This window comes from Erwinia endophytica, assembly GCF_009295515.1.
GTDB lineage: Bacteria > Pseudomonadota > Gammaproteobacteria > Enterobacterales > Enterobacteriaceae > Erwinia > Erwinia endophytica.
Genome location: NZ_RQVV01000036.1, coordinates 68,005 through 87,964 on the forward strand (window position 1 = coordinate 68,005; position 19,960 = coordinate 87,964).

Here is a 19,960-nt window from a genome sequence, read left to right on the forward strand (position 1 = left end):
ATAAAATAAAAAGATGGTAAAAAATAAAAAAAACACCTCTTTCAAAATGGCTATATTATTTTCTTATGTTATTCATCAATATCAAGATCAAAAACAGTGCGAATAATTGAGTTAATATTTTAATCAATCACAATAATGGTGCGTTAATATGAGAATAAAAAGAGGAAGGTGCCAACGTACTGACTCTACAGCCCGTTATTTAAGGCTTACTGCTTTTTCTGATGCACCATTACAGTGCTTATTACCGGACTATGTCATAAATAATTCACATTACCGGACAAAAAATGCCGACACACGATTGAACTGTACGGGGCAGATCCCGTCACCGTGGATCCGTCTGACCGAATCACCCGGGCAGTATGGGAAATGCGAATAAGCGAAGTGAGTCGGCCCGTTAAACACCGCCAGCATACCGGCAATTTGCCGTATGACGGAGAGCCTCGACAGACTATTCCCCTTGCAAGGTGGCCATAATACGCCGGGCACCGCCGTGAATACGGTGCTCGCCCAACCAAATACCCTGCCACGTTCCAAGAACCAGACGCCCACGGCTGACCGGTAACAGCAGCGACGCCCCCAACAACGATGACTTAATGTGAGCGGGCATATCGTCCACCCCTTCATAATCATGCTCATAGGGGGCATTTTCCGGTACCTGCCGCAAAAAATGCTGTTCCATATCGCTACGTACCGTGGGATCACAATTTTCATTCAACGTTAGCGAAGCGGAGGTATGCAGCAGTAGCAAATGCAGCAACCCCGTCTGTACCTCGTTGAGACGATGCAATACCGCAGTGATCTCATCGGTAACAAGATGGAACCCACGGGATTTGGGACTCAGGGTGATGGTTTGCTGATACCACATAGCGAGGTTCCTTAGCTGAATCGATGGATATCCTGAATAATGCACGTTACAGGAAGATAGCAAGAAAAGGCAGTCCGATGAACCGCCACAGGTCAATGCGGCGAACGACTGAACGTGGTCGACACGCCAATCATCTGCAGCCTGGCGGGTATCAGCCTCTCAATCAAATTTGGCGGCGATTAAACATGCAGCAGGAGACGAAAAAATCACGCCAGGGGGAGGAAAAGATCGACGGTGACCGGGCTGATGCCCGGCCAGAAACGCTTACATCACTGCCGCAAAAGCTTCGGCGACTTGATGAACATTTTTGCTGTTCAGGCCCGCCACACACATACGACCGCTGGCAAGCAGATAAATACCAAACTCGTTACGCAGACGCTCAACCTGCCCGACACTCAGCCCGGTGTAACTGAACATGCCGCGCTGCTTCAGTAAATAATCGAAGTTTTTGTCTGGCATCGCCACCGTCAGCACGTCAACCATGGCCTGGCGCATGGACAGGATACGCAGGCGCATCCCTTCGACTTCTGCCAGCCAGTTGGCTTTCAGTTGGGCATCATTCAGCACGCAGGAAACCACTTGAGCACCAAAGTTCGGCGGACTGGAGTAGTTACGACGTACGGTCGCTTTCAGCTGCCCCAACACACAAGAGGCTTCTTGCGCATCATGACACACCACGGACAGGCCGCCGACACGCTCGCCGTACAGAGAGAAAATTTTAGAAAAAGAGTTGCTGACCAGTGCTGGCAGCCCCGCCGCGACGATCGTGCGGATAGCGTAAGCATCTTCCTCCATCCCCGCGCCAAAGCCCTGATAAGCGATGTCGAGGAAAGGGATCAAATCGCGCTCTTTCAACACCTCAGTGACTCTATCCCACTGGGCGTTAGTCAGATCCGCACCGGTCGGATTATGACAACATGGATGCAGTAGCACGATGCTTTGCGCTGGCAACGTCTTCAGCGTTGCCACCAATGCTTCAAACCTCACGCCGTTAGTTTCTTCGTCATACCAGGGGTAGGTGTTCACCTGGAAACCCGCACCGGCGAAAATTGCCACATGGTTTTCCCACGTGGGATCGCTGACCCACACCTGAGATCCAGGGAAATACGCCTTCAGAAAATCCGCACCGATCTTCAGCGCGCCAGACCCCCCAATAGTCTGAATAGTGGCAATACTTCCGCTCTGCAATGCTGGGCTATCCTGGCCAAACAGTAACGGTGCAATCGTCCCACGGTAAGACGCCAGACCGTCCATTGGCAGGTAAACCGAGGCGCCGCGTACCTGGGCATTCAGACGGGTTTCTGCGGCGGCCACAGCCTGCAACTGGGGGATCTGCCCGTTCTCATCGTAATACAACCCAATGCTCAGGTTCACCTTATACGGACGCGTATCCTGCTTAAACGTCTCCATCAGAGAGAGAATTGGATCGCCAGCATAGGCATCAACGTTTTGAAACACGGTGCAGATCTCCATGAATGAATGTAGGGATAAACGAAATAGCGGCACGGACGATGACGCATGGCGATCATCAGAGTGAGGTTCCTCCCCAGGCCGGAATCATACTATACCCTAAATCATCCACATTGCAGGACAAAAACACCGGGTGTTTTTGAACCATCCCGGCGCGGAAGAAGGGTTCTGTCGCATTAAGCAGCTCATCAGGTAACATGCTGTTTTTTTTTATGATGTTGCCTGCCCATGTCCCTGACCAGAAACGCCTTCAAACACCTGCATTATCCCGCGGATATCATCGCCCAGTGTGTCCGCTGGTATCTGGCTTATTCCCTGAGCCTGCGCAATCTCGAAGAGATGATGGCAGAGTGTGGTATCTCCGTCGACCATTCCACGCTTCACCGCTGGGTTATCCGCCTGGTACTACTACTGGACCAGGCATTCCGCTGGCATAAACGTTGCCCGGGCCGCCGGTGGCGAATGGATGAAACGGACATCAAAATCAGGGGCCAGTGGAGATATCTGTACCGTGCGGTCGATACCGAAGGCCAGACCATCAATTTTCTGCTGACGGCGAAGCGGGATGCTGCCGCGACATTACGTTTTTTCCGCAAAGCCATCCGGCATCACGGGCGGCCGGAAATGGTGACCATTGACAGAAGTGGCGCCAACACGGCAGCGCTGCCCCCCCTCCCCCCTGGCAGACCCGATGAAGAAATCATCACCATCAGGCAGAACAAATATCTGAACAACCTGATTGAGCAGGATCACCGGAATATCAAACGGCGGACACAAGCTATGTTGGGATTCAAATCATTCCGGCGGGCACAGACTCTATTACAGGTATCGAGTTAATCCACATGATACGCAAAGGGCAGTATGGGCATCCGGGCGGGGACGTGCTGTCTCCTGCAGAGCAGTTTTACCTGATGGCTGTGTAAAAAACAGGCAGTACAATTTCTGCCGACCCGCGGCCGTTAATGCGACAGAACCCAAAATATCCTGCTGTTAATTATTAATTTGCATGATTTTGATATCAAACTTGCTGCAGTCTTTGACGCTGCACAGGCCGCTGAACCACAGCTCGCCCTGCGGGCCGACCATCACCCCCGTACTGTTGACGAACAGGTCTGCATACGTCTGATGCAAAATAATGTTAACCAGTCGGTCAGTGAACACGCTGTCATATGCCTGAACAAAAGCACGACTGTCAGCAATATCAGTTTCTTTATGGCTGACAGTAACTGTAATGGGATAGTCGACCATTGCAGCCACGGTTTTTTTATCCTTTCCTTTAACCGCTTTCTGCAGCTTGTTAAGAAACCGATGGTATTGCCCGTGCGAATCAGCCCCCATTAGGGTATCCAGCCGGGCGTCTGTTTCTTTATCGCTGCCGGCAAATACCGCGGCGGATGCACACAGTGTTAACAGGAGAGCGACTGATAATTTTTTAATCATATTATTCCTGTCTGAACGGGGCAGCTTCTTCAAGCCTTCTTTTGTACAGGGGCGCTAAAATTTTCGGGTTGCCGACTTTGCGGCCTTTAGCATCATGTTTAAAAATATAAATGTACTGCAGCATCTTATCGTGTACCGCTTTCATGTCGCCACGATCAGCCGCGTCCATCACAGCCGAAGGATCAGACACATTGTAAATGAACGAGACCAGTCCGTCGAACTGGGTCTGGGTCAGACGATGGTGGGGTACTTTACGGCGAATATACCGTTCGACTTTATGTACATGCCTCGCCAGCGCCGTGTTGATATCGCTGGCGGTAACGGGCTTTTTCAGTTCTGCGTCGGTACATACGCCAAAATGAGCCAGCGTACCAACCCCCCACGTACAGTTTCCTGAATGGGGCCCCAAATCGTTGTAGTAGCGGTAAACCACGCCTTCGCGTATCCGTAACTGACCATATCCTGCCGTACTGAAAGACAGTGAATCATTAACGCCTGCCATTATCCTGTTTATTTCCGTGCAATATTTTCATAACGAAATTGTACCATTAATGGTTAGTAAAATTAATGCGCTATGCCCGAAGGCCGTATTTTACCGTATCCTTACTGGTGGGCCGTAGGATACTCAGTCAGAGCTCATGCCGCGCCTGAAGCCTGCGGTGGCGGATATGCGGAAAGAGGAAGTCACGAAGGGCCGCGTTTTGATAACGGGTTCCGTATTCAGCATCCTCCTCACTGCCATTTTCAAATAACGACCAGCTGGCAGCGTTTTATGCCCCTGTCAGCCAATCGTTTTTAACATAACATCCCTTGTTCGCTCCTCAGAAACGCGCTCAGGGCGTTTTTACTCTCTGAGCCGCAGAAAACCATGAAAACCGGCCAGAATCACATACGGAAATTCTCAGGGCCATGAATGACTATGCAGGCAACTGCATGGCCGACCATTTCAGCCTGAATTCAGGCAGGAAGACTTAAAACGGTTCTGTCGCATTAAGCCGCTCATCAGGTAACATGCTGTTTTTTTTGTGATGTTGCCTGCCCATGTCCCTGCCCCAAAAAGCCTTCAAACGCCTGCTTTATCCCGCGGATATCATCGCCCAGTGTGTCCGCTGGTATCTGGCTTATTCCCTGAGCCTGCGCAATCTCGAAGAGATGATGGCAGAGTGTGGTATCTCCGTCGACCATTCCACGCTTCACCGCTGGGTTATCCGACTGGTACTACTACTGGGCCAGGCATTCCGCTGGCATAAACGTTGCCCGGGCCGCCGGTGGCGAATGGATGAAACGGACATCAAAATCAGGGGCCAGTGGAGATATCTGTACCGTGCGGTCGATACCGAAGGCCAGACCATCAATTTTCTGCTGACGGCGAAGCGGGATGCTGCCGCGACATTACGTTTTTTCCGCAAAGCCATCCGGTATCACGGGCGGCCGGAAATGGTGACCATTGACAGAAGTGGCGCCAACACGGCAGCGCTGACCACCCTCCCCCCTGGCAGACCCGATGAAGAAATCATCACCATCAGGCAGAACAAATATCTGAACAACCTGATTGAGCAGGATCACCGGAATATCAAACGGCGGACACGAGCTATGTTGGGATTCAAATCATTCCGGCGGGCACAGACTCTATTACAGGTATCGAGTTAATCCACATGATACGCAAAGGGCAGTATGGGCATCCGGGCGGGGACGTGCTGTCTCCTGCAGAGCAGTTTTACCTGATGGCTGTGTAAAAAACAGGCAGTACAATTTCTGCCGACCCGCGGCCGTTAATGCGACAGAACCGCCTAAATCAGCAAGAGATGTAACAACCTTGACACTAACCGTTAATCTATTGATTTTATTTATTTAAACAATTAACATTAAATATGCATGGTTTTAACGGTTTTTTGTTATTCTAATAGTAAATCTGGTGCGGTAAATGGAATATAGAAAAAAAACGGTGATAATTTTAGGTGCAGGGCCAGTTGGATTATTTTCGGCATTTAAAATACTAGAAAATAATTTTGCTGAAAATGTGCTAGTGCTTGAAAAGAGAATGGATCCTAAATGGGAAAATGATGAATGGGCATCTAGATCAATGGTTGTACAATTTCATCGGCGATTTTTTTCCTTTTCTATACCTGATGCTTTAATACACTGCCCTAACGGAGTATTCAGCGAAGATAATGAAGAGAATCGCAGAAAATATTCTGACCTAGACCATATGAGTTTGAGTAGTATACAATCTATTCTTCTTAAAGAAATCAATGATAATTACAATGATCGTTTTTCTTTGATGAAAATAGAAGATATCCTGTGTGAAGATGATGTTATATCATTAGTTGTTGATTGTAACGGAGAGCAACATTTTAGCGTTCTCAATCCTAGTCTTCTCGTTGATGCTACGGGTTATCACTCCACTTTGATGAATAAAATTATCGGAGTGGAATTTGAGGATGAATTTGAATATGGTTCAGCATTAAAAATAACGTGGCCGGAACATAATCTTAGCCATGCTGAAGATAAATTAATAGAATTTCATGATTGTCATAAAAATACAAAGTTTTTCAGTTACGGATACTCATCGGTTGCAGAGTTTTCTTATCCATCCGAAGATTTCAATGTTTTTTTTGAAGATTGTGGGTACTCGATAAACAATCAAAGTATCAAAATCCCATTTTTAAAAGATGATACAACCCCATTCTCAATAAAACTACCAGCGTTCTTAAAAAGAATAGTGTCACTGGATAAAAATGATGATTTATATAAAAAATCAATAAGTCTGTTCAGGAAAATTCGTGAAGGAAAGTTGAATGGTATAAATGGTTATGAATTTATTAAACATTTGCAAGATTTCTGCTGGCATGAAGCAGATACACTTTCTTTGGTAATACGTCAGATTTTAAGAAAGAATATAACCATAAAAGATGTTTATGTTGACATTGATAGTGATCATGCAGATTTAGAAAAGATAGGCATTGTGTTTGTACCATCCAGAGCAGAAAGATGGCTTTCAACGAATAGGGTAAAGACAAATATAAAACTTGTATCTGTAAATGGAAGTTATGAGATATCTGGCTTTAACCTTATCCATCCTGTAACGGCTTGTGCTGTAGGTGATAGTCTTGCCAGTACAGATTTTAGACATGGACTTGGAATTAACCGAGGTTTCCATACCGCAGTACGACTTTTTCAGAACAAAATAGATCCAGAGTCAGCAAGACGCGAATTGATTGAAAATGGATATTTCATTTTGAACGAATTTAGTGATCATAATATATTCAGCAGAGCTATCTCATGCAGAGACTGGCTAATTTCACATTGATTTATAAAAATAGGTTGAGGAATTGATATTTTGATGGAATTTTTAATAATAGCATCTGCTTTTATCGGAAGCATCCTGGCAGGACTGTTTGGTGGTGGTGCGGGATTAATCTTTACGCCGACAATTTTTCTTTTTTTGTCGCATAATAATCCTGATGCTAGTCACATTATGCAAACAAGCATAACAACAATGATTGCATCCTTAATGCTATCAGGTGTTGTCGCCATTTTTAAACATCATAAGTATAATCATATAGACTGGAACGCATTGAAATGGTCTGCACCATTAGTAATTTGCGGTTCAATTCTTGGGTGTTTTACAATGACTTATATGTCAAGTAAAGCTATTATTTACTTTTTCTCACTGGCAACAATTTTATTGGCGGCCAGAACCACTAAAAAACTGTTGAATAATGAGAAGAAAGATAAGAAAACGATTAAAGCAAGTTGGGGATTCAAATATCCCGGTAGTTTTATACTTGGATTGATCTCCACATTATCTGGATCTGCCTCATTTGTCGTACCTTATTATGAGAAGATCGGTTTAAATATTAAACAAGCAATAGGAACAACCACAGTTGTGGTTTGGTTGTACTCAGTTTTCGTTCTTATCTTTATGATATCTCTTGGATTTCATGAAAATAACTTACCAGCGGGTAATGTAGGTTTCTTAAACTACCAATATTTGTGGCTATTCATGATCCCGACAATTCCCGGAGCCTTATTAGGTGCGAAGATTTCCAGTATACTCCCAGAGAGGAAATTAAAAATATCATTCGTAATCCTACTATATGTAATTGGCATTAGCATGTTATTTTCTTGATGCCTTCATTAAATTCTTAAAGACTTTATTACCTAATTACTTGATAATAAACAATGCGATGTGCTGGTGATAAATTAATTCAGTATCCCAGCACAGCATTAATCTCTACTACTATTATGAATACATTATACAGCACAAACACACCAGTCATCCTACCTATTAGATAATGCGCTCTGAAGTGGTCAACAAAAATTGGCCACGGATTTAGATCTTTCCAAAAACAATTTTTCTGATTCATTGGGCGTTAATCCACCGTTATATAGTTGAGAAGGGATAGTGTGAACCCATATGTATCATCAGTAAAAACCGGTTCAATTCGATCAAGACTAAACATGTTGACTCCCACAAAAAAAACCACAACCATATTGTGATTTTTTTTGTGTTTACGAAATGCGATGCGCATCACATAAGGCTCTGTCGCATTAACAACGCAAAGTTAGAAAAAGCGGTACTGCCTGTTTTTCAGGCTGCTATCAGATAAAACTGTCCTGCCGGGGACATCCCGTCCCCGGCAGGGTGCTGATATTTCCCTTTACGTATCATATGAATCAGTTCAATACCGTCCAGAATGGTCTGTGCACGCCGGAACGATTTGAATCCCAGCATCAACCGCATTCGGCGTTTGATATTCCAGTGGTCCTGCTCAATCAAATTGTTCAGATACTTACTCTGCCTGACGGTAATGGTTTTCATCTTTTTCTTTACCGCCATTGAGCGTAGCGAGCGCCGCCGTATTGGCGCGACTTTTGTCCGTCTGCTGATGTTAATGCGACAGAACCGAAATACACAGAATATGTATGACCCGGTTATTCGTCGTCATACTGTGGACCCGCATAATTATCAAAACGCGACCACTGGCCATTAAAGGTTAGACGTACGGTACCGATTGGGCCGTTACGCTGCTTACCCAAAATTATCTCGGCGATCCCTTTCATATCACTGTTCTCGTGGTAAACCTCATCACGGTAGATAAACATAATCAAGTCGGCATCCTGCTCGATGGAGCCGGATTCACGTAGATCCGAGTTGACCGGACGTTTATCAGCTCGCTGTTCCAGTGAACGGTTAAGCTGCGACAGCGCCACTACCGGCACCTGAAGCTCTTTGGCCAGCGCCTTGAGAGAGCGGGAGATTTCCGCGATTTCCAGCGTACGGTTATCCGACAACGCAGGCACGCGCATCAGTTGGAGATAGTCGATCATTATCAGACTCAGGCCACCGTGTTCACGAAAAACGCGGCGTGCACGAGAGCGTACTTCTGTCGGCGTCAGGCCGGAGGAATCATCGATGAACATGTTCTTTTTCTCCAGCAGAATCCCCATCGTACTGGAGATGCGCGCCCAGTCCTCGTCATCTAACTGACCAGTACGGATCCGGGTCTGATCCACACGGGACAACGAGGCCAGCATACGCATCATAATCTGTTCACCGGGCATCTCCAGACTGAAAATCAGTACCGGTTTATCCTGGGTCATCGCGGCATTTTCGCAAAGGTTCATCGCAAACGTGGTTTTACCCATGGAAGGACGCGCCGCCACAATAATCAGATCCGATCGTTGTAAACCGGCGGTTTTCTTATTCAGATCCTGATACCCCGTATCCACACCGGTCACCCCATCGTGCGGCGTCTGATAAAGCGATTCGATCCTTGAAATCGTCGCTTCAAGGATCTGATCGACACTCTTTGGCCCTTCATTTTTATTGGCGCGATTTTCAGCTATCTGGAAAACACGGGATTCGGCCAGATCGAGCAGATCTTCACTGGTACGACCCTGCGGATCATAACCGGCATCGGCTATTTCGTTCGCTACTGCGATCATTTCACGGACAATTGCACGTTCGCGAACGATATCCGCATAAGCGCCGATATTCGCTGCACTGGGGGTGTTTTTCGACAGTTCTGCGAGATAGGCAAAACCGCCCACCATGCTCAATTCACCTTTGGTCTCCATCGATTCGGAGAGGGTTATCAGGTCAATTGGCTTGCCCTGTTCCAGCAAGCGCTGCATTTCACTAAAAATCATGCGGTGTGGTCGGCTGAAGAAGTCCTGCGCCACCACACGTTCAGAAACGTTGTCCCAGCGTTCGTTATCCAGCATCAACCCGCCCAACACGGATTGCTCCGCTTCCAGAGAATGGGGCGGCAATTTAAGCCCTTCCATCTGCCGATCGTGAGGCGCATGGTTATCAACGGATTTGTTGGAGGGTTTATTTCCTGCCATAGTAATGCGATACCAAAATCTGAGAGGGGGAAGCGCGCAAGTATACCTGTTTGCTGACCTTTCGTCCTCTCTCAATGACGCTGAATCCACAGGAGATATCATGACGAAACGTATACAAATCAGCCAGCACGGCGGCCCGGAAGTGATGCAGGTGATTGACGTTGAGATCCCTGAACCTGCGACAGGAGAGGTCATTGTTGAGAACAAAGCGATCGGCATCAACTACATCGATACTTATGTACGCAGCGGCCTGTATCCCGCCTCATTACCTTCAGGATTAGGCACTGAAGCCGCGGGGGTAGTGAAGAGCGTTGGTGAAGGCGTAACGGCGGTGAAACCGGGAGATCGCGTAGTTTATGCTCAGTCGACTCTCGGCGCCTACAGCGAATATCATGCGGTACATGTCGATAAACTGGCGCTCCTGCCCGACAGTATTTCTTACCAGCAAGCGGCGGCATCGTTTCTGAAAGGCCTGACCGTTCATTACCTGCTGCGCCAGACTTATGTGGTTCAGCCTGACGAAGTTTTCCTGTTTCATGCGGCGGCAGGCGGTGTCGGATTGATCGCCTGTCAGTGGGCAAAAGCGCTGGGGGCTCATCTGATCGGCACCGTGGGTTCTGCTGAAAAAGCAGCACGGGCGAAGGACGCTGGCGCATGGGCAACCATTAACTATCGCCAGGAAAATATTGCTCAGCGTGTCAGTGAACTGACGGATGGCAAAAAGGTGCGGGTGGTTTACGATTCGGTGGGGAAAGAGACTTGGGAAGCCTCGCTGGACTGCCTGCAACGTCGCGGTTTGATGGTCAGCTTTGGCAACTCCTCCGGCCCGGTCAGCGGCGTAAATTTGGCTATTCTCAATCAAAAAGGGTCGCTGTACGTAACTCGCCCTTCGCTGAATGGCTATATTACCACGCGTGAAGCGCTGACAAATGCCAGCAACGAATTGTTCTCGCTGATCGCGAGCGGAGCGATTAACGTGGATGTGCCTGAACAGCAAAAGTTTGCTCTGACTGATGTACAACAGGCGCATAAAACGCTGGAGAGCCGTGCCACTCAAGGTTCAAGCTTGTTGATCCCTTGATCGATCGCCAGAAACGAATCGGGCTTCCCGCAGGAAGCCCTTATTTTCTTTTTTTATGATTTACGCTGTTAGTAGGGTCAGCGGTGATGAATTCGTTCTGATTCAATCGGCACAATCATGGCAAATTTTATAAGTAAAAAATATGTTTAATTGCAAAATCATCTGAGCAATCTTCCATGTTGTGATCCAGACCTCACTACCATGCGTAAAAAACCATCTAATACATTGATTTTATCGAGATAACTAACACTCACTGTTCAGTTTAACCGGCTGGTAAGCCGTGATAAGCCCCTATGCCCAGCACCGCCAATAGCCACCATGGAAACATTTTTATAACAACCAACAGCAGGCCACCACAGATAATCACTATCATTGCAACAATCAGCGCAACGATGGTGCCAGCAAATAGCGGTCAGTTACGGCTTGACGGGTGTTTATCACATGTAAGGCGGCAGACTATGACGTCCCGACAGAGTCGAAACTGATCGACGCCTGTCTACATTAACGTTAAACGATCGCCGGGATCTTATCGGCGACCAGCGCCAACGCCTGCTCCACAGTCGCAATATTGGCGCCCGGTTTATGCGCATTCTCGCTCAGATGACGGCGCCACTGACGGGCGCCAGGAATGCCCTGGAACAATCCCAGCATATGGCGGGTAATATGACCCAGCCAGGTTCCCTGTGCCAGTTCACGTTCAATGTACGGATACATTGAGCGCACCACCGCCACCAGATCGACGGGTGCATCATCGCTGCCGAACAACTCGCGGTCTACCTGCGACAGCAGCCCTGGATTCTGGTAGGCTTCACGCCCCATCATCACCCCATCCACGTGCTGCAAGTGCACTTTGGCTTCTTCCAACGTCTTCACGCCGCCGTTAATCGACAGAGTCAGATGCGGGAAATCACGCTTAAGCTGATACACACGTTCATAATCCAGCGGGGGGATTTCGCGGTTCTCTTTCGGGCTCAGCCCTGACAGCCATGCTTTGCGCGCATGGATGATAAACATCTCACAACCGCCCTGCTCAGACACCTGATGGATAAAATCACACAAAAAAGCATAACTGTCCTGATTGTCGATACCAATACGTGTTTTCACCGTGACCGGAACAGACACCTTATCACGCATGGCTTTAATGCCATCCGCCACCAACGCCGCTTCACCCATCAGACACGCCCCAAAACGCCCGTTCTGTACACGATCTGAAGGACAACCGACATTGAGGTTAATTTCATTATAGCCCCGCGCTTCCGCCAGCTCGGCGCACCGGGCCAGCGCAGCGGGTTCAAAACCGCCCAACTGCAACGCCACGGGTTGTTCTTCCGGGCTCCAGGCCAGATAGTCGCCTTTGCCATGAATGATCGCGCCGGTAGTGACCATTTCCGTGTACAGCAACGCCTGACGCGTCAACTGACGGTGAAAATAGCGGCAGTGACGATCCGTCCAGTCCAGCATCGGGGCAACACTGAATCGTGAAGGGCTGTATTTTGGCGCTACACCGCTGTTAATACTGATGTTCTGTGGGTTGAAGACTTCTTTATTTTCATGCATTTTTTGTCTTTATGTCGTATTTTTTCTTTATCAGGACACCAAATTTAAGGAGTCCTCAGCGCCTAAATCTGGCATGGGACATATCAGGATTGCATACTATACCATAGGCAAAAGAACGAAAGCAGACGGCAAAATCTTCACAAAGCACGTCGATGCAAAAACATGGGGGAGAACATTCGTGAAGCTATTGGGGCCCATATCACATCACTAGTGGAGGTGGCAAAGCCGTACCAGAAGTTACCCCTGTAGAAAGCTGGCTGGCCGATCCTGGCTATGCTGGCATGGTATAACTCCCCTTTTTGCTGATCCGCCGTATCGATCAGTTTGTTGCCACACATCCAGAATATGGTAGCCGTTCCGGCTTCCTGTCTCGTGTCGCGGCGGATAAAATAATTGGACGAAAAAAAACGTAAAACCTCGCAAGAGGCTTTTGTAACGATAACCCAATGGATTTAGGCCGAACATGGACAACGCAGAGCTAAAACAACACTTGTATGAGTGCCTCCGCTGTGAAGTAATGATGAGCAGTAAACCTTTTTCATGGTGGAGAACACTACATAAAGCATTCAAGTGCCCAGAAAGACGTTACTTTTTCTGGTGGAGAATTGCATCGTACTTATACAAAACTAAAAAAATAAAAAAATCGCAAGAAAAATAAACAGATCATTAGTTTTAAAATACGGTACCGAAATACAGCTTCCTGCACATATTGGACCTGGGCTTATTATCAGTCATCATCAGGGAATAGTAATAAATAGTGCGGCTAAAATAGGGAAGTCCTTTCGCATACGACAAAATGTAACGATTGGAATATCAGGAAATTCTAAAAGTGGCTTACCACCATCTATCACCATTGGCGACAATGTAGAGATTGGGGCGGAGTCATGTATCATCTCAGAAAATATAAAAATAGGTAATAATGTCACTATTGGTGCAATGTCATTCATTAATAAAAACATTCCTGACAATTGCACTGTTTTTACAGAAAAAATCAACAGAACGATCGTTAAAAATAATTAATCTGTTCAGTAAACTCATTAGTTTAATGAATGCGGATGAAACTGACATCAGGGTCAGAGGGCAGTGGAAATATCTGTACCGGGCTGTCGATACCTCAGGTCAGATGCTCTACTGGCATAGAAACAGGATACGGCAGCAGCATTACGTTAGAACGATCGAAAAGGGATGGTCCGCGCCCCTCTGACCTTACCGTACAATTTCTTTTATTTTTAGTTGTTAATCAAATGATTAAGATAATATCGACAGGAGTCTGGACACCTCAAGGCTGAATTCGTCGTTTGGCTTCTGACGTGATAACATAACAATCAGATTTAGCCTCGGGGGAAGTTATGAATATAAGCAGCGCTGAAAAAATTCTGTCGCAGGCAGAAGCACTCTGCCAACAACGCAATGTCAGGTTAACACCTCAGCGTCTCGAAGTGCTGCGTCTGATGAGCCAGCACCACGGCGCGATCAGTGCTTATGATCTGCTCGATTTATTGCGTACCTGTGAACCGCAAGCGAAACCCCCCACGGTTTATCGCGCTCTGGATTTCTTGCTGGAGCAAGGCTTCGTTCACCGCGTAGAGTCCACCAACAGCTATGTCGTCTGCCATCATTTTGAAGAACCGGCACACACTTCAGCAATGCTGATTTGTGATCGCTGTGGAGCCGTGGTGGAAAAACATGCTGAGGGCGTCGAAAGCATCTTGCAATCGCTGGCCTCGTCGTCAGGCTTTGCCCTGACCAATAGTGTTATCGAAGCGCATGGATTATGTAGCGATTGTGTCGAAGTTGAAGCCTGTACGCATCAGGATGCCTGCCAGCACGACCACACGATCAACACCAAAAAACGTGGACGTTAAACGTTATAGTCGCCATCATTTTATTTAATGGCATCGCTAAGGCCATGATAAAAAACATGAATGACCGTGTGATGACGCGGGATAACCGGCGACGTCAGCAAGTGAACCAGCTATTGTAACGCCAGTGACGCCGCCAGATAATTCCCAATGCCAGCCCACGCAGTAGCAGAAAAACGGTCACCGCCAGCCACAAGCCATGATTCCCCAGTACAGGTACAGTAAAAAGTGTCAGCCCATATCCCAGTGCTGCAATCACCATGCTGTTACGCATCTCACTTGCACGAGTCGCGCCAATAAACATGCCATCGAGCAGGTAGCACCACACGCCGCAGACTGGCAGTACTATTTGCCAGAACAGGTAAATGTCAGCCTGTTGGCGCAGTTCAGGCAAAGAAGTCAACAAGTTGACAATATGTGGCCCGGCCAGGGCATAGACCAGTGAAAACAACACAGCAACCACGCCAGCTTGACGACACGCGGCATGCCAGATCAGCAGTAGTTTGCTGCTATCCCGGGAGCCGAATGCCTCGCCTGAACAGGCTTCCACCGCATAGGCAAAGCCATCCAACGCATAGGCGGTAAAAGTCAGGAACATCATCAGCACAGCATTAACCGCCACCACGTCCCTGCCAAGTCGGGCACCCAGTACGGTCAGCGAAACGAAGCAGAGCTGTAAAAGCAGCGAACGCAGCATGATATCCCGGTTAAGCCGCAGCAATCTTGCCAGGTTTCCCCGCCATGCCGTTTTCAGCATCACCAACGAGATACCACGCAGTTTCAGCACCCGCCACACCATATACAACCCGATAATCAGCGTAACATACTCAGCAATAGCGGTAGCGGCGGCGGCGCCTTCAACGCCCCATCTCAGCTCAATCACCAGCCACCAATCCAGCACAATATTCACCAGGTTGCCGACGACTAACAAGATAACCGGAGCGCGGACATACTGCACGCCAAGCAGCCAACCCAGTAGCACCAGGTTCGCCAGCGTGGCGGGCGCGCTCAGCCAGCGAATATTCATAAACAACGCGGCCTGGTGTAACACAGCGGTATCTCCACCGACTACCGACAACGCAAGATGGTTCAGAGGAGATTTCAGCAGGATAAAGGCCATCCCGGCCAGCAGAGCGATAAGCAAAGGCTGTATCAGTGCTCGCACCAGTGCGGGCTTGTCACCTGAGCCAAAAGCTTGCGCAGTCAGTCCGGTGGTGCTCATACGTAGAAATAACAACAGCATAAATAAAAAGCTGGTAGCGCCAGTCCCAACCGCCACACCACCAAGATAGCTGGGGCTGTCCAGATGACCAATAACAGCGGTATCGACCAGCCCTAATAGTGGAACACTGACATTCGACAGGATCATTGGCAGAGCGAGTCGCCAGAGGTGTTTATCAGAAGGGGTCAGGAATCGCATCGTTATCCACTGTCATTCTGCGACAAACTCAAAGAAAGACTATCGGCAGTTGGAAAAAAATGACAACCAGTAAGACGCGCCGCCGAAGCCGCGCGCGGTCTTCAGGATTATAGCCAGTTACCGTTGCGGATAACGCCCACCGCCAGCCCTTCGATTGTCAGGGTCTGCTGGCGAAGATCGACGACAATCGGTTGAAACTCACTGTTTTCCGGTAACAATTGTACCATATTGCCCTGTTTTTTCAGGCGCTTTACAGTGACTTCATCATCAATACGCGCCACCACAACCTGGCCATTACGCACGTCCTGGGTTTTATGGACCGCCAGCAGATCACCATCCATAATACCGATATCTTTCATCGACATACCGCTCACGCGCAGCAAAAAATCAGCACTGGGTCTGAACAGACCGGGATCCACCTGGTAGTGGCCTTCGATATGCTGTTCGGCCAGCAACGGTTCTCCGGCGGCGACGCGACCAATGAGTGGCAAACCGTCTTCTTCTTCCATCATCAGACGGATACCCCGTGACGCGCCAGTGACAATTTCGATCACACCTTTACGCGCCAGTGCTTTGAGATGCTCTTCAGCCGCATTAGGGGAACGGAAACCAAGCTGTGTAGCGATTTCTGCCCGCGTAGGCGGCATACCGGTCTGATTAATATGGTCGCGTATCAGCTCATAAACCTGCTGCTGCCTTGCTGTTAGTGCTTTCATCCCGCCCCCTGGTTGTTTATACAGTCGACTGTGAGTATATACAGGTATTTGCGCGTTGAAAACCTCAACCTGGATAAAAACAGTCGTTCGTTAAATATTGCGAGCGCTAACTGAAATGGGCAAAGAGCAACGCGCCCCAGACAAAAATGGCCAGTAGAATAGCCAGTAATACGGCTGCGGACCCCAGGTCTTTCGCCCGACCAGACAAGGTATGGAAATCCTGACCTATGCGATCCACCACCGCCTCAATGGCGCTATTGATCAGCTCAACGATGATAACCAGCACCACGGAACCAATCAGCAAAACCCGCGCGATGGTATCAATATCCAGCCAACTGGCCACCACAATGGCGAGAATCACCGCCAGCGTTTCCTGGCGAAATGCCGCTTCGTTTTGCCAGGCCGCCCGAAAGCCTTTCCATGAGTAACCTGCGGCTTTTATGATTCGGGTCAATCCGGTGACGTTATTTGTCATAATGAGGGAACCCTTTGGAATGTTTAACGTCAATGTGTGAGTAGCGCGCATTTTGCAACACCACAGATCTCGCAGTCGCTTTCTGGTATGCTTGCGACGCTTTGCTAACAAGAGGCTTCATGTTGTCTATGTCAGGTTGGCGTAATTTATATTATAACTTATTGAATTTACCGGTTAAATTCTTGGTAAAAAGTAAAGCGATTCCCGCCGAACCGGTTGTTGAACTGGGGATCGATACCTCGCGCCCTATTATGTATGTGCTACCGTACGATTCAAAGGCCGATTTGCTGGCGCTACGTGAACAGTGCCGCAAACAGGCTCTCCCTGATCCGTTAGAGCCATTGGAAATCGATGGTACCGTACTGCCACGTTATGTGTTTATCCATGATGGTCCCCGGGTATTCCCTTATTTCGTGCCGAATGTGGAATCAGTGAAACTCTTTCACGATTACCTGGATTTGCACCGCAGTAATCCGCACCTCGACATCCAGATGATGCCAGTCTCGGTGATGTTTGGCCGGGCGCCAGGTCGTGAGGTGCAGGGTGAAGATCAGCCTCATCTGCGAGTGCTGAATGGCGTGCAAAAATTCTTCGCCATACTGTGGCTTGGTCGTGACAGCTTCGTGCGTTTCTCTCCGATTGTTTCTCTACGCCGCATGGCGACGGAACACGGCACGGACAAAACCATTGCCCAAAAGCTGGCCAGAGTAGCGAGAATGCACTTCGCCCGCCAGCGCCTGGCGGCAGTCGGTCCTCGTCTACCGCTCCGTCAGGACCTGTTCAGTAAACTATTGCAATCTAAAGCTATCGCCAAAGCGATAGAAGACGAGGCGCGTAGTAAGAAAATCTCTCAGGAAAAAGCGCAGCAGAACGCTGTTGAGATGATGGAAGAAATTGCGGCTGACTTCTCCTATGAAGCGATCCGTCTCACTGACCGTGTGATGGGCTGGACATGGAGTAAGTTATATAAAGGTATCAATGTGAACGGTGGCGAGCGTGTGCGTCAATTAGCGCAGGACGGTCATGAAATCGTTTATGTCCCCTGCCATCGCAGCCACATGGACTACCTGCTACTCTCTTACGTACTTTACCATCAGGGGCTGGTTCCCCCGCATATCGCCGCCGGTATCAACCTCAACTTCTGGCCAGCTGGCCCAATTTTCCGTCGTTTGGGGGCCTTCTTTATCCGTCGTACCTTTAAGGGCAACAAGCTTTATTCTACGGTGTTCCGCGAATATCTGGGTGAACTGTTTACCCGTGGTTATTCGATAGAATACTTTGTGGAAGGCGGCCGTTCCCGTACGGGGCGTCTGTTGGATCCGAAAACCGGTACACTGTCGATGACTATCCAGGCAATGTTGCGCGGCGGCAACCGCCCAATAACGCTGGTGCCGATTTATATTGGCTATGAGCACGTGATGGAGGTGGGGACCTACGCCAAAGAGTTACGTGGGGCAACCAAAGAGAAAGAAGGTTTCATGCAGATGATCAACGGGTTGCGTAAACTACGCAACCTGGGCCAGGGGTATGTCAACTTCGGCGAACCACTGCCGCTGGTGAACTACCTGAATAATCATGTACCGGAATGGCGTGAGGCGATTGATCCCATCGAAGCCCAGCGTCCGGCCTGGCTGACGCCAGCGGTGAACGATATCGCACAGCGCGTCATGGTACGGATTAACAACGCCGGTGCAGCCAACGCCATGAATCTGTGTGTTACCGCGCTGCTGGCTTCACGTCAGCGTTCATTGACTCGCGAGCAACTGATTGAGCAGTTGGAATGCTATACCCAATTGTTACGCAACGTGCCCTATTCGCCGGATTCCACCGTACCGGAAATGACGCCTGAAGCGCTGATGGATCATGCGCTGAGCCTGAACAAGTTCCAACTCGAACAGGATAACATCGGCGAAATTATCGTGTTGCCGCGAGAGCAAGCGATACTGATGACCTATTACCGTAATAACATTCACCATATGTTGGTGATGCCGTCGGTTATTGCAGTGATCCTGATGCAGCATCATGAAGTAACGCGTGCAGAATTGCTGCGCCAGGTCAGCATCATTTATCCTATGCTGAAGAGTGAATTGTTCCTGCGGTGGGAAAAAGAAGACTTACCAGCAGTGCTGGATGAACTGATCGCCGAAATGGCTCGTCAGGGCCTGTTGAGCGCGGATCCGCAAACGTTACGTCTCATCTCCGCTCGTTTTCATACATTACAGTTGCTGGCGGCAGGCGTGCGAGAAACACTGCAACGCTATGCCATCACGTTCTCCATCCTCAGCGCAAATCCGTCAATTAACCGCAGTACACTGGAGAAAGAGAGTCGCACCATGGCTCAGCGTCTGTCAGTATTGCATGGCATCAACGCACCGGAATTCTTCGACAAAGCCGTATTCTCCACGCTGGTGTTGACGCTGCGCGACGAAGGTTATATCAGTGATACCGGAGATGCACGGGTCGAACAGACCAACAAGGTCTATCAAATGCTGGCCGAGTTGATTACGCAGGATGTCAGGATGACCATTGAAAGTGCGGTCACGCACGAGTAAGGCGAGCGACTGGCCAGTGTAAAACCGGCTTCGTGGATAATGTCGCACGAGTGCTATTCTATCAGGGCGTTGCGGTTGTTTAACCGCAACGCCCTCGTTTATGGCAGTCCGCATAAGCAACGGTCTTACGCATGAACACACATAAACCAGAGCGGCACAAAACGATAT

The 19,960-nt window shown here is 48.6% G+C and carries 18 protein-coding genes and 3 pseudogenes; 10 read left to right on the forward strand and 11 right to left on the reverse strand.

Annotation, left to right across the window (positions count from 1 at the left end):
• Window positions 1-448: 448 nt before the first annotated feature.
• Together EH228_RS11520 and EH228_RS11525 are read right to left on the reverse strand one after the other, a co-directional pair.
• Window positions 449-865 carry a secondary thiamine-phosphate synthase enzyme YjbQ gene (locus tag EH228_RS11520; RefSeq protein WP_152321807.1) on the reverse strand — a complete coding sequence of 139 codons (417 nt, stop codon included), beginning with the start codon at window positions 863-865 and terminating at the stop codon, window positions 449-451.
• A gap of 264 nt (window positions 866-1,129) precedes the next feature.
• Window positions 1,130-2,323 (reverse strand): amino acid aminotransferase, encoded by a 1,194-nt coding sequence (locus tag EH228_RS11525; protein WP_193323331.1) that lies wholly within the window; start codon window positions 2,321-2,323, stop codon window positions 1,130-1,132.
• Between the two features lie 240 nt (window positions 2,324-2,563).
• Between EH228_RS11525 and EH228_RS11530 the strand changes: the two genes are divergently transcribed.
• Window positions 2,564-3,258, forward strand: a protein-coding gene (locus tag EH228_RS11530; RefSeq protein ID WP_152321809.1) for an IS6 family transposase whose coding sequence is annotated in 2 segments (ribosomal slippage) — window positions 2,564-3,158 and window positions 3,158-3,258 — 696 coding nt in all. Because the reading frame shifts where the segments join, the coding sequence is not laid out codon by codon here.
• Window positions 3,259-3,325: 67 nt separating this feature from the next.
• Here EH228_RS11530 and EH228_RS11535 read toward each other — a convergent pair.
• Both EH228_RS11535 and EH228_RS11540 read right to left on the reverse strand, forming a co-directional pair.
• Complete coding sequence (locus EH228_RS11535; protein WP_152321810.1) at window positions 3,326-3,775, reverse strand: hypothetical protein; 450 nt, start codon at window positions 3,773-3,775, stop codon at window positions 3,326-3,328.
• Between the two features lies 1 nt (window position 3,776).
• Window positions 3,777-4,277, reverse strand: coding sequence for a lysozyme (locus tag EH228_RS11540; RefSeq protein ID WP_152321811.1), 501 nt, complete (start codon window positions 4,275-4,277; stop codon window positions 3,777-3,779).
• A gap of 539 nt (window positions 4,278-4,816) precedes the next feature.
• Between EH228_RS11540 and EH228_RS11545 the strand changes: the two genes are divergently transcribed.
• The 3 genes from EH228_RS11545 to EH228_RS11555 all read left to right on the forward strand — a co-directional run bounded on the left by EH228_RS11545 (window position 4,817) and on the right by EH228_RS11555 (window position 7,907).
• Window positions 4,817-5,511 (forward strand): IS6 family transposase gene (locus tag EH228_RS11545; RefSeq protein WP_152321812.1). Its coding sequence is split into 2 segments (ribosomal slippage): window positions 4,817-5,411 and window positions 5,411-5,511, totalling 696 coding nucleotides; the frame shifts between segments, so codons are not numbered across the junction.
• Window positions 5,512-5,699: 188 nt separating this feature from the next.
• Window positions 5,700-7,085: a hypothetical protein gene (locus EH228_RS11550; RefSeq protein WP_152321813.1), complete on the forward strand. Its 1,386-nt coding sequence runs from the start codon at window positions 5,700-5,702 to the stop codon at window positions 7,083-7,085.
• A 33-nt stretch (window positions 7,086-7,118) separates the two neighbouring features.
• The gene (locus EH228_RS11555) at window positions 7,119-7,907 is read left to right on the forward strand and encodes a sulfite exporter TauE/SafE family protein (protein WP_240116280.1); all 789 of its coding nucleotides are present in this window, start codon (window positions 7,119-7,121) and stop codon (window positions 7,905-7,907) included.
• Between the two features lie 462 nt (window positions 7,908-8,369).
• On the opposite strand, the pseudogene EH228_RS11560 reads toward EH228_RS11555, so the two are convergent.
• Both EH228_RS11560 and dnaB read right to left on the reverse strand, forming a co-directional pair.
• Window positions 8,370-8,658 (reverse strand): annotated as a pseudogene (locus tag EH228_RS11560) (DDE-type integrase/transposase/recombinase); the annotation flags it as partial.
• Window positions 8,659-8,713: 55 nt separating this feature from the next.
• Window positions 8,714-10,129 carry a replicative DNA helicase gene (gene dnaB / locus EH228_RS11565; RefSeq protein ID WP_152321815.1) on the reverse strand — a complete coding sequence of 472 codons (1,416 nt, stop codon included), beginning with the start codon at window positions 10,127-10,129 and terminating at the stop codon, window positions 8,714-8,716.
• A 100-nt stretch (window positions 10,130-10,229) separates the two neighbouring features.
• Here dnaB and EH228_RS11570 point away from each other — a divergent pair, with 100 nt between their 5' ends.
• The gene (locus EH228_RS11570; protein WP_152321816.1) at window positions 10,230-11,210 is read left to right on the forward strand and encodes a quinone oxidoreductase; all 981 of its coding nucleotides are present in this window, start codon (window positions 10,230-10,232) and stop codon (window positions 11,208-11,210) included.
• A gap of 507 nt (window positions 11,211-11,717) precedes the next feature.
• Here EH228_RS11570 and dusA read toward each other — a convergent pair.
• Entirely contained in the window at window positions 11,718-12,767 is a 1,050-nt protein-coding gene (dusA, locus tag EH228_RS11580; protein ID WP_152321818.1) for a tRNA dihydrouridine(20/20a) synthase DusA, read from the reverse strand.
• A gap of 168 nt (window positions 12,768-12,935) precedes the next feature.
• On the opposite strand from dusA, the pseudogene EH228_RS20850 reads away from it, so the two are divergent.
• A pseudogene (locus tag EH228_RS20850) lies at window positions 12,936-13,180 on the forward strand (type II toxin-antitoxin system HicB family antitoxin); the annotation flags it as partial.
• A 324-nt stretch (window positions 13,181-13,504) separates the two neighbouring features.
• Here EH228_RS20850 and EH228_RS20730 read toward each other — a convergent pair.
• Window positions 13,505-13,714, reverse strand: a complete 210-nt coding sequence (locus EH228_RS20730) for a hypothetical protein (protein ID WP_338030654.1) — start codon at window positions 13,712-13,714, stop codon at window positions 13,505-13,507.
• On the opposite strand from EH228_RS20730, the gene EH228_RS20735 reads away from it, so the two are divergent.
• The 3 genes and pseudogenes from EH228_RS20735 to zur all read left to right on the forward strand — a co-directional run bounded on the left by EH228_RS20735 (window position 13,659) and on the right by zur (window position 14,632).
• Entirely contained in the window at window positions 13,659-13,787 is a 129-nt protein-coding gene (locus EH228_RS20735) for a serine acetyltransferase (RefSeq protein ID WP_338030655.1), read from the forward strand. The genes EH228_RS20730 and EH228_RS20735 overlap by 56 nt on opposite strands.
• 34 nt (window positions 13,788-13,821) lie before the next feature.
• A pseudogene (locus tag EH228_RS20855) lies at window positions 13,822-13,971 on the forward strand (DDE-type integrase/transposase/recombinase); the annotation flags it as partial.
• A gap of 145 nt (window positions 13,972-14,116) precedes the next feature.
• Window positions 14,117-14,632, forward strand: coding sequence for a zinc uptake transcriptional repressor Zur (zur, locus tag EH228_RS11600; protein ID WP_152321819.1), 516 nt, complete (start codon window positions 14,117-14,119; stop codon window positions 14,630-14,632).
• Between the two features lie 94 nt (window positions 14,633-14,726).
• On the opposite strand, the gene dinF is transcribed toward zur, so the two are convergent.
• The 3 genes from dinF to EH228_RS11615 all read right to left on the reverse strand — a co-directional run bounded on the left by dinF (window position 14,727) and on the right by EH228_RS11615 (window position 17,240).
• On the reverse strand, window positions 14,727-16,049 hold the full coding sequence (dinF, locus tag EH228_RS11605; RefSeq protein WP_152321820.1) for an MATE family efflux transporter DinF: 1,323 nt from the start codon (window positions 16,047-16,049) through the stop codon (window positions 14,727-14,729).
• A gap of 107 nt (window positions 16,050-16,156) precedes the next feature.
• Window positions 16,157-16,765 carry a transcriptional repressor LexA gene (gene lexA / locus EH228_RS11610; protein ID WP_152321821.1) on the reverse strand — a complete coding sequence of 203 codons (609 nt, stop codon included), beginning with the start codon at window positions 16,763-16,765 and terminating at the stop codon, window positions 16,157-16,159.
• Window positions 16,766-16,871: 106 nt separating this feature from the next.
• Entirely contained in the window at window positions 16,872-17,240 is a 369-nt protein-coding gene (locus tag EH228_RS11615; RefSeq protein WP_152321822.1) for a diacylglycerol kinase, read from the reverse strand.
• A gap of 128 nt (window positions 17,241-17,368) precedes the next feature.
• Here EH228_RS11615 and plsB point away from each other — a divergent pair, with 128 nt between their 5' ends.
• Window positions 17,369-19,792 (forward strand): glycerol-3-phosphate 1-O-acyltransferase PlsB, encoded by a 2,424-nt coding sequence (gene plsB / locus EH228_RS11620; RefSeq protein ID WP_152321843.1) that lies wholly within the window; start codon window positions 17,369-17,371, stop codon window positions 19,790-19,792.
• Window positions 19,793-19,960: the final 168 nt, after the last annotated feature.

What these genes read in the sequence shown, in the direction of transcription:
- EH228_RS11520 (WP_152321807.1), bottom strand. Translation starts at nt 865, where the DNA reads ATGTGGTATCAGCAAACCATCACCCTGAGTCCCAAATCCCGTGGGTTC.
- EH228_RS11535 (WP_152321810.1), bottom strand. Translation starts at nt 3,775, where the DNA reads ATGATTAAAAAATTATCAGTCGCTCTCCTGTTAACACTGTGTGCATCC.
- EH228_RS11540 (WP_152321811.1), bottom strand. Translation starts at nt 4,277, where the DNA reads ATGGCAGGCGTTAATGATTCACTGTCTTTCAGTACGGCAGGATATGGT.
- EH228_RS11550 (WP_152321813.1), top strand. Translation starts at nt 5,700, where the DNA reads ATGGAATATAGAAAAAAAACGGTGATAATTTTAGGTGCAGGGCCAGTT.
- EH228_RS11555 (WP_240116280.1), top strand. Translation starts at nt 7,119, where the DNA reads ATGGAATTTTTAATAATAGCATCTGCTTTTATCGGAAGCATCCTGGCA.
- dnaB (WP_152321815.1), bottom strand. Translation starts at nt 10,129, where the DNA reads ATGGCAGGAAATAAACCCTCCAACAAATCCGTTGATAACCATGCGCCT.
- EH228_RS11570 (WP_152321816.1), top strand. Translation starts at nt 10,230, where the DNA reads ATGACGAAACGTATACAAATCAGCCAGCACGGCGGCCCGGAAGTGATG.
- dusA (WP_152321818.1), bottom strand. Translation starts at nt 12,767, where the DNA reads ATGCATGAAAATAAAGAAGTCTTCAACCCACAGAACATCAGTATTAAC.
- EH228_RS20730 (WP_338030654.1), bottom strand. Translation starts at nt 13,714, where the DNA reads ATGAATGACATTGCACCAATAGTGACATTATTACCTATTTTTATATTT.
- zur (WP_152321819.1), top strand. Translation starts at nt 14,117, where the DNA reads ATGAATATAAGCAGCGCTGAAAAAATTCTGTCGCAGGCAGAAGCACTC.
- dinF (WP_152321820.1), bottom strand. Translation starts at nt 16,049, where the DNA reads ATGCGATTCCTGACCCCTTCTGATAAACACCTCTGGCGACTCGCTCTG.
- lexA (WP_152321821.1), bottom strand. Translation starts at nt 16,765, where the DNA reads ATGAAAGCACTAACAGCAAGGCAGCAGCAGGTTTATGAGCTGATACGC.
- EH228_RS11615 (WP_152321822.1), bottom strand. Translation starts at nt 17,240, where the DNA reads ATGACAAATAACGTCACCGGATTGACCCGAATCATAAAAGCCGCAGGT.
- plsB (WP_152321843.1), top strand. Translation starts at nt 17,369, where the DNA reads ATGTCAGGTTGGCGTAATTTATATTATAACTTATTGAATTTACCGGTT.